Origin of the sequence: Vibrio sp. 5S239 (assembly GCF_041439575.1) — a bacterium.
Taxonomy (GTDB): domain Bacteria; phylum Pseudomonadota; class Gammaproteobacteria; order Enterobacterales; family Vibrionaceae; genus Vibrio; species Vibrio kanaloae.
Genome location: NZ_JBGOOM010000001.1, coordinates 126,319 through 141,363, shown reverse-complemented (window position 1 = coordinate 141,363; position 15,045 = coordinate 126,319). Strand labels below are relative to the sequence as shown.

The 15,045-nt window shown below is 43.4% G+C and carries 8 protein-coding genes and 2 pseudogenes; 5 read left to right on the top strand and 5 right to left on the bottom strand.

Features of this window, described 5'->3' with window-relative positions; all coding sequences use genetic code 11:
* From ACED48_RS00650 to ACED48_RS00630, 5 genes are all read left to right on the top strand, one after another.
* Entirely contained in the window at positions 1-1,296 is a 1,296-nt protein-coding gene (locus ACED48_RS00650) for a sigma-54 dependent transcriptional regulator (RefSeq protein WP_017057708.1), read from the top strand.
* A 111-nt stretch (positions 1,297-1,407) separates the two neighbouring features.
* Entirely contained in the window at positions 1,408-2,799 is a 1,392-nt protein-coding gene (locus tag ACED48_RS00645) for an HlyD family type I secretion periplasmic adaptor subunit (protein WP_017057707.1), read from the top strand.
* Positions 2,800-2,858: 59 nt separating this feature from the next.
* Entirely contained in the window at positions 2,859-3,527 is a 669-nt protein-coding gene (locus ACED48_RS00640; protein ID WP_017057706.1) for a transglutaminase-like cysteine peptidase, read from the top strand.
* Positions 3,528-3,532: 5 nt separating this feature from the next.
* A complete protein-coding gene (locus ACED48_RS00635) occupies positions 3,533-5,443 on the top strand; it encodes a LapD/MoxY N-terminal periplasmic domain-containing protein (RefSeq protein WP_017057705.1) in 1,911 nt (636 codons plus the stop codon).
* Positions 5,444-5,461: 18 nt separating this feature from the next.
* Positions 5,462-7,576, top strand: coding sequence for a type I secretion system permease/ATPase (locus ACED48_RS00630; RefSeq protein ID WP_017057704.1), 2,115 nt, complete (start codon positions 5,462-5,464; stop codon positions 7,574-7,576).
* 127 nt (positions 7,577-7,703) lie between these two features.
* On the opposite strand, the gene ACED48_RS00625 is transcribed toward ACED48_RS00630, so the two are convergent.
* The 5 genes and pseudogenes from ACED48_RS00625 to ACED48_RS00605 all read right to left on the bottom strand — a co-directional run bounded on the left by ACED48_RS00625 (position 7,704) and on the right by ACED48_RS00605 (position 14,200).
* Positions 7,704-9,374, bottom strand: a complete 1,671-nt coding sequence (locus ACED48_RS00625) for a DUF342 domain-containing protein (RefSeq protein ID WP_017057703.1) — start codon at positions 9,372-9,374, stop codon at positions 7,704-7,706.
* A gap of 387 nt (positions 9,375-9,761) precedes the next feature.
* Positions 9,762-10,760, bottom strand: a pseudogene (locus ACED48_RS00620) (GNAT family N-acetyltransferase); the annotation flags it as partial.
* 65 nt (positions 10,761-10,825) lie between these two features.
* Positions 10,826-11,909 (bottom strand): annotated as a pseudogene (locus tag ACED48_RS00615) (tRNA(Met) cytidine acetyltransferase TmcA domain-containing protein); the annotation flags it as partial.
* Between the two features lie 93 nt (positions 11,910-12,002).
* On the bottom strand, positions 12,003-12,977 hold the full coding sequence (locus ACED48_RS00610) for a ParB/RepB/Spo0J family partition protein (RefSeq protein ID WP_017057701.1): 975 nt from the start codon (positions 12,975-12,977) through the stop codon (positions 12,003-12,005).
* 5 nt (positions 12,978-12,982) lie between these two features.
* Positions 12,983-14,200 carry a ParA family protein gene (locus ACED48_RS00605; RefSeq protein WP_017057700.1) on the bottom strand — a complete coding sequence of 406 codons (1,218 nt, stop codon included), beginning with the start codon at positions 14,198-14,200 and terminating at the stop codon, positions 12,983-12,985.
* Positions 14,201-15,045: the final 845 nt, after the last annotated feature.

Sequence of the window (15,045 nt, the reverse complement as noted above, 5' to 3'; positions counted from 1 at the left end):
ATGACCAAACTCTATTTTGTAGACGATGAACCAGCCATCCGAGACTCCGTAGAACAAGCGATGCTCATTGAAGGCATCGACATTGTCTGCTTCCCAAATGCCATTGAAGCGCTAAATAAAATTGATGTGACACAGGCAGGCATAGTGATCACTGATATTCACATGCCAGTGATGAATGGTATTCAATTTACTCAAAAGTTGTTAAACCAAAACCCCAACTTTCAAATCATCGTACTCACAGGACACGGCGATGTACAAACTGCAGTGTCTGCAATGAAATCCGGCGCTTATGATTTTTTTGAGAAACCGTTTGTTGTCGATGCTCTACTTACCGCAGTAAAAAAAGCCGCCGACAAACTCGCCTTGGTTGAAGAGAATAATCTATTAAGAAAAGAGTTAGCAATGCAGAATCAGGTGGGGCCGAAACTCATTGGCCAATCCCCTTCTATGCAGCAATTACGCCGTGAGTTAATCACTCTAGATTGCAAACAAAACCCGTTGTTACTGTTTGTCGGTGACGTCGGAACGGGCAAAAGAATTACGGCGCAGTACACACATGACTTACACAGCCATCAAACGGCCGAGCTTTGTCCTATCGCCGCGTTCAATTTACCACGCAGTGATGAAGCGTCATTTCATCAGTTTGTTTTGCAGTTATTTCTCAAACACCAGGGCGGAACACTCTATATCCATGAGACAGAGGTATTAACTCAGGAGCAATGGTTATGGTTAGCAAACCTAAAACCCACTCTACTTCGTGAAAACTCATGCAAGACCAATGCAACCTGTATCATTTTAGCAAGCACAATAGTTCCAACTACAATTATAAGTGCACTGCGCCGCTTTGATTTATTACCGTTGGCACAAAGGCCAGAAGATATTGGCTCTTTGTTCAAACATTTTGCTCGTGGTGCAGCAAGCCGCTATCAGCTGCCGCCGCCAGTTATCACAGAAAAAGAGATTCAACGGCTAATTGCCACTCATTGGAGCGAAAACATTCGACAGCTTCGTCAACATGCTGAACTCAGGGTGTTAACTCAAGTAAAACAGCCAGCACTCGGCAATGATAAAAATGAGCAAAGTGATGAGCACCAATTTGATACGAGCATCGAGGAGCAACAGCTATCATTAAACCAACGTACCGATAGCTTTGAGCAAATTATCTTGATTGAGGCATTACATCGCCATCAAGGGCGGTTAAAAGAGGTACAACAAGAACTACAAGTGTCGCGAAAAACACTTTATGACAAGCTAAGAAAGCATCAGCTCGATAAAACGGATTTCAAAAACCGATAAGAATTGAAAGATATATAAATTCAAATATTTAAAGGTGCCAAATCTTAACATTTATCAAAAGTAAGAATACACTCAATGAGCTTGTACTTTATTTAGTAACCAAGGACTGTCATGAGCCAGAAGAATTACAGCAAACTGAACGACACCGAACTTGAGTATGCCGATGATAAAACAGCGGCACTGCTACTCAATACGCCCACCAGTGCGCGTATCATGCTGTGGATAATCGTGTTGTTTTTTATTGCTGCTATTGCTTGGGCCTCTTGGGCTGAAGTCGATAAAGTCACCGTTGGTCAAGGTAAAGTTATTCCTTCGTCCCAAATCCAAGTTGTCCAAAACCTTGAGGGTGGCCTAGTAAAAGAGATATTAGTTAGAGAAGGTCAACGCGTTAAAAAAGGTCAACAGCTTCTCTTGATCGATGACACTCGATTCCGTTCTGACTTTCGTGAACGCGAACAACAAGTCGCCAACTTAACAGCCAACGTGCTGATGCTTTCTGCTTCATTTAGCAGTGTGGTCATCAACGAAGAATTCTCCGTCGAAAACTGGGAACAAAGTGTCTCACTCGACTACGGTAAATTAGCCTTCCCTCCAAAGTTCTACGAGCTTCATCCAAAACTGGTTAACCGCCAAAAAGCAGAATATCGCCAAGACCTTAATAATCTAAAAAATCAACTTTCCGTTTTTGATCAACAGGTTGAGCAGAAGCAACAAGATCTTATTGAAATAAAAGCACGCGTCGATAACTTAAGACAGAGTTACCGATTCGCCCGCCAAGAACTAGAAATAACAAAGCCGCTTGCCGACGAAGGGGTAGTACCAAGAATTGAACTACTCAAGCTTCAAAGGCAAGTAAACGATACTCGTCGAGAAATGACCTCTAGTGAACTCAAAATTCCTCTACTGCGCTCCGCAATCAAAGAAGCCATGCTAAGTCGTATTGATGCTGCGCTGAGCTTCCGCTCAGAACAACAAGAAAAACTGAACCAAGCACAAGACAAACTCTCAGCAATGACCGAATCTTCGGTTGGCCTGGAAGACAGAGTCAATCGTACCGTGGTGGTATCCCCCGTCACAGGCACAGTAAAAACATTGGGCATTAATACCGTTGGTGGAGTCATTCAGCCTGGTATGGACATTGTTGAGATTGTACCAACTGAAGACTCGCTACTAGTTGAAGCAAAAATCGCTCCGCAAGACATCGCTTTTCTTCGCCCAGAGTTGACCGCTATTGTTAAATTTAGTGCTTATGACTTTACTAAATATGGTGGATTAGAAGGCGTGTTAGAACACATCAGCGCCGATACTACGCAAGATGAAGAAGGCAACAGTTTCTATATCGTGCGTGTACGTACTGAAAAATACAGTTTCGGGCACAATGAAGAGCTGCCTATCATTCCGGGAATGACGGCCTCTGTCGATATCATTACAGGTAAAAGAACCGTGCTTGAATACATGTTGAAACCGATATTAAGCGCTCAAAACAACGCATTAAAAGAGTAAGGACGTTTGATGTTTAATAACGCCTTGCAGCATACAACGAATAGACAAGAGCAAAGACTATGAAGTCTCGAGCCTCGTTATTGTTGCTAGTACTCACCTCTTTTACCTCTGTGGCGCTCAATAAGAGTGATCAACGATGGATAGATGCTGTCTCTGAAACCTACGGAGAGAGAGCAGGAAAACGCGTCGCCACCTGGCGTTCAAATATGACGTCATACGACGGGCTAAGTGAGAAAGATAAGCTCAGGTCGGTTAACCAATTCTTCAACCAAATGTACTTTGTCGACGACAGAATACTTTGGGGAAAGAACGATTATTGGGCGACACCACTAGAGTTTTTAGGCAGCAATGCCGGTGATTGCGAAGACTTCACTATAGCAAAGTACTTTTCTTTGCTTGAACTGGGCGTCCCAGATAAAAAACTACGCTTGGTGTATGTAAAAGCACTTGAGCTAAACCAGTTCCATATGGTGCTGGCGTATTACTCAACACCCAGTGCGGAGCCACTAATTCTGGACAACTTAAATCCTGAAATAAAACGCGGCTCTAAGCGGCAAGATCTACGACCGATTTACAGCTTCAATGGTAGGAACCTTTGGTTAATCAAGTCGGCAGCAGGCAGCGGTAAGCTAGCAGGTAAATCTTCAAGGTTGAGCTTATGGAACGACTTACGTTCTCGTGAACGCTCTCTAAAATTAAATAAACCCATTATAAATTACGATGAGTAAGTACAATGACTTTATATAAACAGCTTGTGGTCGGGATGGTTGCGGTTTTCATATTGCTGATGACATCAGTTTTTATGATCGAATTCAATACTACCCGTGGATACTTAGAGGAGCAGCAACGCTCTGAGGTAAGTAATACCATTAATACTGTTGGGCTGGCCCTTGCCCCTTACCTAGAAGAAAAGGACAAGGTGGCCGTAGAGTCTGTCATCAACGCCCTGTTTGATGGCAGTTCTTATTCAGTCGTTCGATTGATTTTTCTCGACAGCGGTGAAGACATTCTCCGCTCATATCCTGTTAAACCTACAGGAGTACCGCAATGGTTTACTAATCTGAACCTGTTTGAACCTGTTCATGATCGCCGTGTGATAACAAGTGGCTGGATGCAGCTGGCGGAGGTCGAGATTGTCAGCCACCCTGGTCCCGCCTACGATCAACTTTGGCAAGCATTCACCCGTTTATTGACCACCTTTGGAGCGATCTTCCTGCTGGGTTTAGTTTCTATCTCTTGGATCCTTAAGCGAGCATTACGCCCGCTCTCTATGATCATTACTAAAATGGATCAGATCGCGAAAAATCAGTTTGGCGAACCACTGGCCCGCCCTAAGACAAAAGATCTAACCCTAGTTGTCGATGGTATCAACCACATGTCGACTCAAGTTGAACTGGCCTTTAAAAATCAAGCGAAAGAAGCACAAAAGCTGCGTGAAAGAGCGTATATCGACCCTGTATCTCAATTAGGTAACCGTGCTTACTACATGTCCCAACTAACTCAGTGGTTAGAAGAATCCAGTTTAGGCGGTTTAGCAGTACTAAAGGCCGAGTTTATTAGTGAAGAGTACGATGAAAAAGGCTACCAAGAAGGTGATGCCTTGGTTCACCAATTGGCCGAACAGTTGCAAGCTTCAATTTCATCACCAGACATCACTATTGCTCGTATTTCTAGCGACGAGTTCGGCTTCATTATGCCAAACATCGATGAGAGCGAACTTAAACTCGTCGCGAGTAGCATTGTAAACTGCATTCAAGGCCTTGGCTCAGATCCAACAGGTATGGCTAATCCACACCTTGCATTAGGCGTCACCTACAGCAACACTCGTAAAACCAGTACTGAAATCATGTCGTTAGTCGATAACGCGCTCTCAAGTTCCAAGGCGAACCGTGAGCTTACTTATGGTTATGTAACAGCAGACGACCATGGTGCCGTGATGGGTAAACAACAATGGCGTATGTTAGTTGAAGAAGCGATCATCAACGACCTCATTACCTTCCGTCTCCAGGCCGCAAACAATGCCTTTGGTAAAACGTATCACCAAGAGGTGTTTTCTGCTATTGAGAAAGACGGTGTTCGTTACGGTGCCAACCAGTATCTATACGCGCTAGAACAACTTGAAATGAGCCACATTCTCGACCAATACGTTATCGAGAAAATGATTGAAAAGCTCAATGCAAACGAGGTGACGAGCCCGATTGCTATCAACATTTCACCAAGCAGTATCTCTCAACCAAGCTTCATCCGTTGGATCGGTAAAATGCTTGAACAAAATGCTTCAATCGCTCACCTGCTGCATTTTGAGATTCCAGAAAACTGCTTCATTAACGTTCCGCACTACACAGCGCTGCTGTGTAACACCATTCGCAACACTGAAGCCATGTTTGGTGTCGATAACTACGGACGTAACTTCCAATCGCTGGATTACATCAACGAGTACCGCCCAAGCTATGTGAAGCTAGATTACCTGTTCACGCATAACCTTGATGATGAAAAACAGAAGTTTACCTTAACATCAATATCTAGAACCGCTCACAACTTAGGCATAACCACCATTGCGTCTCGAATAGAAACTCAGACTCAGCTAGATATCCTGTCTGATAACTACGTAGAAGTGTTCCAAGGCTTCATTGTTGATAAATAGTTGTAAGGGTTATATCGCATGCAAGATCCACTATTAAACTCACTGATCTACGTTAGCCGATATTACGGATTAGCTAACTCACCCGAAGCGCTGATCAATGGGCTGCCACTATCAGACGGTAAGCTAACCCCTTTCCTATTTCCACGTTCTGCTGAACGTGCGGGGTTAGTGGCAAAAGAGAACCGTTCCGACTTAGAAAATATCCCTCACCTGATTCTGCCTGCCGTTTTATTGCTAAAACAAGGCGAGGCATGCGTTCTCAACAGTATCGACATTGAAAAACAAGAAGCTGAAATTATCACAGCGGAGAGTGGAATGGTTCCTATCATCATTCCTGTCGAAGAGCTGAAAGAGCAGTTCATTGGTCGTTACTTCCTAGTAAAGAAACAGTTTCGCTATGACGAACGATCACCCGAAGTTTTAAAGACTCGTAAAGGACACTGGTTTTGGAGCACCATTTGGGAGTCTAAAAACATTTATCGTGATGTGTTGATCGCCTCTATTCTGATCAACATCTTCGCCATTGCTGCGCCAATGTTCACGCGTTTGGTGTACGACAAAGTGGTGCCCAACCTCGCATTCGAAACACTCTGGGTGTTGGCGAGCGGTATTTTTGTCGTCTTCCTTTTTGACCTACTTTTAAAATTAATGCGAAGCTACTTTATTGATGTCGCTGGTAAGAAGTCCGATATTCTCATTTCCTCTAAGCTTTTTAGTAAAGTGCTGGGAATTCGTATGGAAGCGAAGCCTGCTTCTGTCGGTGCCTTCGCTAAAAACTTGCAAGAGTTCGAATCCATCCGTGAGTTCTTTACCTCTGCAACCATTGGCTCGCTAATCGACTTACCCTTCGCACTGATGTTCTTGGCACTAATTTGGTTAATGGCCGGAAATCTTGTGTTTGTTCCTGTCACAGGTGTAGTCATTCTGGTCATCTATGCGCTGTTAATCCAGGGACCATTGCGTCGCACGATTGAAGAAGGCTCTCGTCTCGCTTCTCAAAAATACGCGAACTTGATTGAGAGTTTGGCAGGACTAGAAACCGTTAAGCTGTTCAGTGCTCAAAGCCAGTTTCAATTCCGTTGGGAAGAAGCCGTTGCTCACATGGCGAATTGGAACATTAAAAGTCGCCGCATTACCGACAGTATCCAAAACACTGCTGGCTTTGTTCAGCAAAGTACCAATGTTGGGATGATCATCTTTGGTGTATACCTAATAGCAGAAGGTGAACTCACCATGGGTGGATTGATTGCAGCAACGATGTTGAGTGGCCGTGCGATTGGTCCTCTGGTTCAATTATCACTACTTTCAACTCGTTATAACCAAGCAAAATCATCGATGACCTTGATCGAGCAAGTAATGTCGATGCCAGACGAGCAAGAAGAAGGTAAGCGTTATATTCACCGTCCTATTATTCAAGGTCATATTGCGCTAGACAAAGTGACTTTCCACTACCCAGACGCTCCAATGGCTTCTATAAGAGATTTGACTCTGAATATCACTCCAGGTGAAAAAGTCGCCATCATTGGTCGTATTGGTTCAGGTAAAACGACTTTAGAGCGCCTTATTATGGGCCTATACAAGCCCACAGAGGGCCATGTGCGCATTGATGACACAGATATGGAACAACTTCACCACGTCGATGTACGACGTAATATAGGCTGTGTACCACAAGACAGTAATCTATTTTATGGCTCAGTAAGAGACAACATTACCTTGGGTCGTCCTTTAGTGGATGACCGTGATGTGATGGATGCAGCTAACCGTGCAGGTGTGACTGCTTTTACTCAGCAAGATCCTGCAGGGCTAGAGCGTCAGGTCGGCGAGGGGGGAGGATTACTATCTGGTGGCCAACGTCAATCTGTCGCGATTGCTAGAGCCTTCCTAGGACGCCCACCGGTTTTATTGATGGATGAGCCAACCAGTGCCATGGATAACCGCTCAGAAATGCACATCAAGCATCAGCTTAGCCAACTGTTACCAAGTGAGACCTTGATTCTAATCACTCACAAGACTTCAATGTTGGACATTGTAGATAGAGTGATTGTCATGGAAAAAGGAAGCATTATTGCCGATGGTCCAAAAGCGCAAGTTTTGTCAGACCTCAAACAAGGAAAAGTAAGAGCTGCAAGCTAAGCCGATCTCAAGTAAACGAGCCAAAATTTAAGACATAAGTAAAAATAAAGAGAGGGAGCGTCAGCTCCCTCTCTTTATTTATTCAATTAGATAGAAAAGTAGATCCGCCTTATTCAGCAGTGTTCAATTACAAGGAGATATCTTCTTGTTCCATCTTGAACGTACATTGGATCTCGTATTGATTGAATGAGAAAACACTTCCGCCATGCGTTCGCTTGGTTGTGACCGTCTCATCACCAAACTGAATCGTGACTCGGGTATATACTTTTTCATGAGCCTCGACTGTACACTCAGCAAGGTTTGTTTCAAATTCAGCCTCAAGCGTGTCAAGTTGTGACTTGGTGCTTTCAATCGCGTGATTGTTTTTTTCGCGTTGCTGTTCAATGGTCAACGCTTGCTCTTCGCTTCTCTCAGCTTTTGGTTGCTTTTTGAATTCTAGCTCTTGGCGGATCACATCCATGGTTTGTTCTTGGGCGTGTTTATAGGTTTCCTTCAACTCGGCTATCTTTTGTCGGTATCCATCGTAACGTGCAAAACAGTGAACCTTGGTTGCGGTATCTCCCTCAACCCCTAAGAAAACACATTCCACTTTTCCGCCGACTTTAGCAGCACCGCCACTGAGTGTACCGTGCTTCTTCAAAGCATCCATCACGATAAGATTCTTGCCACATCGAATGTCATTACTCATGCTATGTACGCTAAGTCGGATATCATTCACCGTTTGTAGCTCCGCATTCTGCGCATAACTTGCAGTAATGGAGCCTTTGCTGAATACCTTGCAGCTTTTAGGATCACCCTCTTTGGTCGTGTGGCCAATAATTCCTTTCGCGACTTTAATATCTCCTTGAGCTTGAACTTCTGCCGATTCGATAAATCCACCGACAGTAATACTCCCCGTCGCCTTAACTATCATCCCCGGTTCAATGTTTCCAGAAACAAACACATTACCTTTAAATTTAACGTGTCCGGTTGATACGTCAACATTGCTAACACACAGGGCGTCATCGACTTCAATGGTTCGTTCTTTGATGATGGGTAAACCAGAGTATGAAGCCAATAATAAATTGGGATCGTCAGGAGAAATATAAGTGCCCTTTCCAGGTTTGATTAAAATGTCTTGTCCAGGGAGCGGTGGGATAATTCGACCTTGGACCGTAAAACCAGCGATACCTTTGGTGGCTGGCGTTCGCTTCATCAATTGGTCATCTTTACCAACGGTAATAGTCTCGCCCAAATCTCGCATATCAATCTTGCCGACATCTTCACTATGAGGCTTCAATACTTGGCGGGTAATATCTTCAACCAAAGCGGTAAACTTAGCATCTTTCCCCTTCACAGGTTGAGTGCCCTTCGCTACTGGCTGAGTAAACTTTTCACCAGGCTTAAGCTTGCCACTCATCATCAGTACTTTTCTGAGCGCTAACTTATTAATGCCTTTTGTTATGTGTGCCTGAGCTAAGCTGTGAATGATGTCGCTGCCACGTAATACGCTCCCATTATATGGCCCAGTAACCACAAGAGTGGCGAGCATCTCATCATCAGACACTTCAACCGCAACACTTGCATTACGAACTTCGGCAATCAAAACGCCTTCGTACGCTTCACCCTTGCCTTCTTTGGCAAGAACAACAAAACGCAACACCTCTTCTTCGAAAATAAAATAGTTAGATGCGCCTAGCGCTTCCAAGGCCGGTGATAGTGTCTTGCTGTCAAAGTTTGCGTCAACCACTATTCCCGACGGAAGACACGCAATCACTTGTTGCTTATCTTCTGATAATGTAATGATGTTATCCCACATTCGAATTGAGTATCCCTAATGACTCAGTTATTAATTAGTCTATATAATTCGTTCTGACCTTAAAATCACCACATTTGAATAATCAGCGTTACATCACTTACTTTTGATTCTTCAAAGATGACTTATAAATAATATTGAGCTATTTAATCATTCGCTCCTCTATTACCCATAAAGAGAGGTTGGCTACGTTGGCAAGCAGCCACACGAACAGGCTGCTTGACCAAAGTAGCAATTGATAAGCGCGGAGCCGGAGTAGAAAGACTGGTAATTTTGACAAAGATAAAAAACACGAATGCGGTTTAACGCGACACCTATATTGATGCTTAGTTTACAGTGTAAATCTCATATTTAAATTTACACTGTAAATAAATTTAAAATCCAGCCTCTCTATTTACAGTGTAAATTTGACAATAGAAAATCGATATCTTGTCGAAACTGAATCTCGGCTTGCTTGCGCCCAACAAGATTGAGTTGGTCGATACAAGTCCCCCACTCTTTTTGTTGCACAACCTTTGCGATGAGTAAATCAGAAACAGCAGAGTCTTGAGCTCTCAAAGACGAGGCTTGAAGACCTACGGAATCACGAGCGTTATCTAGCAAAATTAATTTCAATACGCTAAAGCCAATACTGTCATAACTATTTCCGCCCTCAACATAATTCCTGACTAATTGAATTTCCAACTCGCTCACTGCGCGTACACCCTTTGGCAATAATGCACGTACCATATCAATTTCAAGAGAAGACAAAGAACCCGACACGAGAAAACAATAACTATTTTCAAAGTGGCTTTGCAGTTGGTTAATCCAATCCAGAGCATTTCCGTGAAGCGGTTTAACCATCAGTACCGAGTGACAGCCACTTGCCTGATCGCGTTGGTGGCCAATATGGACAGGTACAAAATCGTTATCGCGCCAGAATGAAATCAACTCACTAGTGGCACCGAAACTTGTCGCCAAATAATCTACTTGGTCAGTTTGTTGCGCTAACGTACTCAACATCCAACTACCGATCCCTCTGCTTTGATAACTGGTTGAAACGGCGATGCGCATCACTCGAAGGCAGCGACTAGTCGCTGCTTCTCTGCAGCCAAGTTGGTTTGCCAGTAACACAGGAGCAAGGTGTCCTTGAGGCCTGCGTTTTCCAATTTGAATCTGAGCAATCAAATCTTTATCTAACCCACCCTCTTCCGTCACCAACATACAACCTAAGCACTCACCTTGTAGCCATACTGCGTACAAATGAATTGCAGGATTATCAAGAAACTGCATTAAGTCATTGGGTGACGTCTGATAATGAGCGTCAACTAACAGAGAAAAGCACTGTTGAAGCTTTACTGGGTTAATCAAACAGTCGGCTTTTGACAACTTGATCAAGTTTAAGTGACTCATTGCATTACCAGAAACATCACCTAAGTTAGCAATGTCGCTGGCGAGCAAATCACTAGGCGGAACATCGTTGCTAAGCAGGAAGCAGTCAAACAGCCAACACTCTAGTGGATCGTTATTGTTCCATCGGATCGGTTGTTCAAGTTTGTACCCCTTCCAACCCGGGCGATGTTCAGATAGCCAAGCCTCAAACTTGATTCCGAACCCTCGTCCACTACCTTCGTATCCGTGAACCGTAGTTGAAAAGACCAAACGATGATAAATACCAACCATAGATTTGAGCATAGGGATTGGAATAGCAGCCGCCTCATCAACCAACAACAGATCGCAATCAGGCTTAGATTTAAGTAATTCATCTGGCGCAACAAACCTTAAGCTTCCACCTTGATGGCCAATGTGAGTAGCGTTAATCACTTCGTAAGAGTCGAGTCGCTGTAGCGCATGAGAAAAAACGGGCTCGATGGCTCTAACAGTAGGTGCTGTAACAATAATATTTAACCCATGGCGCTCAACCAAAAGCTGTGACGCCGCAATACCAAGTGTCGAACTTTTCCCACGACCTCTATCGGCGGTCAGAATCAAGGGGCGCTTTCGACGGCCAAGCATAACTTTTTTGACCAACTCAATCGCCGTGTTTTGCTGTTCAAATCGACCAATACCATTCGTCCGATCCAGTTTTTGAGGAAATAAGTTAACACCTGGTATTACGCCCGAAGCTTCGTCACTCTGCGAAACAGGGATCAGTTTGTCAAAGTGTCCTTTTAACCAACGTTGACCAACCCCCGAACTTCCGTCGAACTCAGACTTATCGGCGCTTGGTGGCAGCACCAACAATAATCCGCCACCAATTAACGAACCCAGTGCGGCGCTAAAACCGTTCGCGTCAAACTGCTCTCTAAAGTCACAAACAAGAACCTGGCATTCCCGACCAAGAAGTTGCTGACCTTTTTTTACCGATGCATGAGTCACACCATCAAAAGGAACGCCACCAAGCTGGAAAATGGTTTGAGATTTAGCATCGTGAAGGAAGGTGGAAATAGCAGTATTTTGCCAATCTAAATCACCATTAAAGACCACGCCATAGCGATGGTCGTTATGGTTGGCAATGTTAGAAAGGGTGTGCAGAAAAGTGTTGGTTGGATTTGTCATAGTTAGCGTCCAGATTCGTCTAAACACAGTTTATCACAGCCAAATAAAAAGCCGCATAAAGCGGCTTGAGAGGAGTAATGAAAAGTCGTCGAGTTAGTCGAGCTTCGATTGAACGAAGGCGAGGATTTCTTCCATTGTTGCATCATCAACTTTCTTAAGATTCAACGCCAAGTTTGAACCCTTACGGCTGTATGATGCGCGGCCCTTAATAAGCTCAACTTTTGGAGAAGTTTTCTTCGCTGGCGCTGGCGCCAATTCAAGAATCCAACCTTCCAAAGTTTCTGTCACGTCTTTGGTTAGACGAGTTACACCTTGAGCTTCACTACGCTGCCATACAAAACCTTCAGAAGCATCACACTTAGTCAGCAGTGATTGCTGCTGTTCACTCGTCAATCCACCAAACTGCTTGTGTAGTTTAACAATAGTTGGACGACCAAGGTCGCTCACATTTGGGTAAGCCTGAAGTAATTCAAGTGGTAAAGCCGCAGCTTTCAATGCGCCACTCACCAAAGCCTCACTGCACTGGAACATTTTCGCCAGTGCTTTCTGGTCTTCAGCTTCGCCTTTATCAAGCTTCGCTTGCATCTCTTTACCCTTCTCATATAAAGACAAAGGCTTATGAGCATTTGCGACATCTGATAAAAACTTAGCGTGTTCGCCGTTAATGTTTTCAGCAACATAGATTAGAAATTCTTTGTCAGCCAAAATACATGACATACGACGACGACTACCATCAAGAACTTCAATCGTACCATCTTTGTTCTTACGACCAACCGCAGGATATTGCTGACCGCGCTCTTTTAATGTTGTAAGAACATCAGAAAGAGCATGTTCATTTAAGAAAGACTGCTCACGAGCATTATCCTCAAAAACGACCGTTCTAGTTTCTACATCACAAGCAGGGATTCGAACTAGTTCAAATGAAACGAGGTCTTCTCCAGCAACAGAAAGCTCAATCACTTGAGCCTGTTCTTTAGCAGCGGTTTGCGCTTCTTGCGGCGTTGCCACGCGACGTTTGTTTGCTTTACCAAATAGCTTTGCATTTAAGTCAGATGTTTTAATTGCCATTTTTGTTATCCCTGATTAAGTGAAGGCCAGTTGCTATGTAATACACGCTCTAATTCTAGAGCACTTTTTTGTACCGCATCTTGAGCGACTGCCAGAGTTTTCTTACCGCCCTCAAAGTCGCTAACCGTAAGATCGAACACCGTGCTGTAGGTATCGGCACAAGTTTCAAACGCGCGACTTCTTGGAATGGTGGCCATCATTACTTGGTCATTCAACAGGTAATTCATTTCAGTTAAAACCGAAACCTGCTTCTTATTGTCGTCTTCAAACATGGTTGGCATTAGACGAACAAACTCAAGCCCTTTCCAATCTTCCGGGAACATCTCGTACACGGTTGGCAAGTGTTGGAAAAAGTTAACCGTTGAAGCCCAGTCTAAACGCTTTGCAGCACATGGGATCAGAAGTGCGTTCGACGCGTACATTGCGTTCCACACGAGAGGGTCTACGTGCGGGCCAGTATCGATCATAATTACATCAAAATCATCGGCGATTTTATCGATAAGCTTCTCTTTTAGAAGACGAACGATATCAAGTGACTGATCTTGAGAGAGGCTTTGCCATGCTTCAGCGTTAAACATCGCATCTTCAGGGAAAGCTGAAATGGTCTTAAGATTTGGGTATTGAGTTGGCAAGAGCACGCTTTTTCGAAGAAACTCTAGGTCAACATCTTGGTCCTCAGGCACATTGTCCAACATGATATCAACGGCAGAGTATATACTGTCGTGCTCTGCGCCACTGATTTGTGGGTTTAAGAAAAGGCGCAGTGAGCCTTGTGGATCCAAATCAATCAAACAGATACGGTAACGCTTGTCTAAATTCAAAGACAAACAAGCCGCTAAGTGAACCGCTGTCATTGATTTACCCGTACCACCCTTCTGGTTCTGTACGTTGATAACCCAAGGTTTGTTGTCTGTATGCTGCTTACGTTGGTGGAACTTTGGCACTTCAGCCGCGTCCATCAACATGTGTGCTTCAGTCAATGAAATCGAGTAATGATTAGCGTTGTTCTTTGTAAACTGGTGACCATCTGCTTCAAGCTTAGTAATAGCCTCATCCAATTTTCGACGAGTTAAGCCTGAACGTGTTTCCATCATAGCTTTAGACATTGGAGGAAAATGTTCATCACTTCGCTCTTCCAGAATAATCTCAATTCGGTCAGCCTGAACTTGTTGAGTTTGTTCGGCCAGCTGATAGAGCTTATCGATCGTTTGTTCTCTTTTCATTGCCAGTTTCCGTAATGATTAACTAATTATAAAATTGTACAGCAATTAACAGTAAATCCAACAAAAACATGAACATTCATTTATGAGTTAAATCACATAAAATAGACTATGTTATTACAATTAGATGAAACATCGATTTAAACAAACACAGAAAATGGGTATTTTACCATGCATAATCGTGCTATTTCTTTATCAAATTTAAAATGTTACAGCATCACTTATTTACAATGTAAATGTATTGAAAAGGGAAAAACGGCGGAACGATTGAAATACAACCATAGATTACGGTTCGTGTGAGTTGCATTAAAAATAGAAGGAATCTCAATAAGGCAATGAAAAAATCACAAAGGGGTCAATCGAATAAGAAATAAACCTAACAACTGAGCATCATAAATAAAGAGTGGAGGAGAGTAACCGGAAGAATGATCATGGGGGTACATCACCGGCTTGAGAATTGAGAAGACGATATTATGAAGCATGATCAAGGGATAACCTCTTGAATATTAATCCAAGTGAATGTTCGTTCTAAACGATCAACTTACGGAAAAATGATCAAGTAAATCTAGTACCGGAAGCATATAAATTGAGAGCTAAGTTACGGACAAATGCTTTTGTAATGGGGATTCAAGGCTTATCAAGCCTCACAGCTTGGAAATTCAATCTGCACAGATAAATAATACACAAACATGACAATTTCATGATCATGCTTCCTATCTAGTGCGAGTTCGCTCTATATACATCATAGCGAGCAACTAACACGCGATAATGACTATGTTTCGCATTTGAAAGGGTGTAAATAATAGAAAAATACACTTACTTGATCATTGTTCCGATAAACTAGCCGC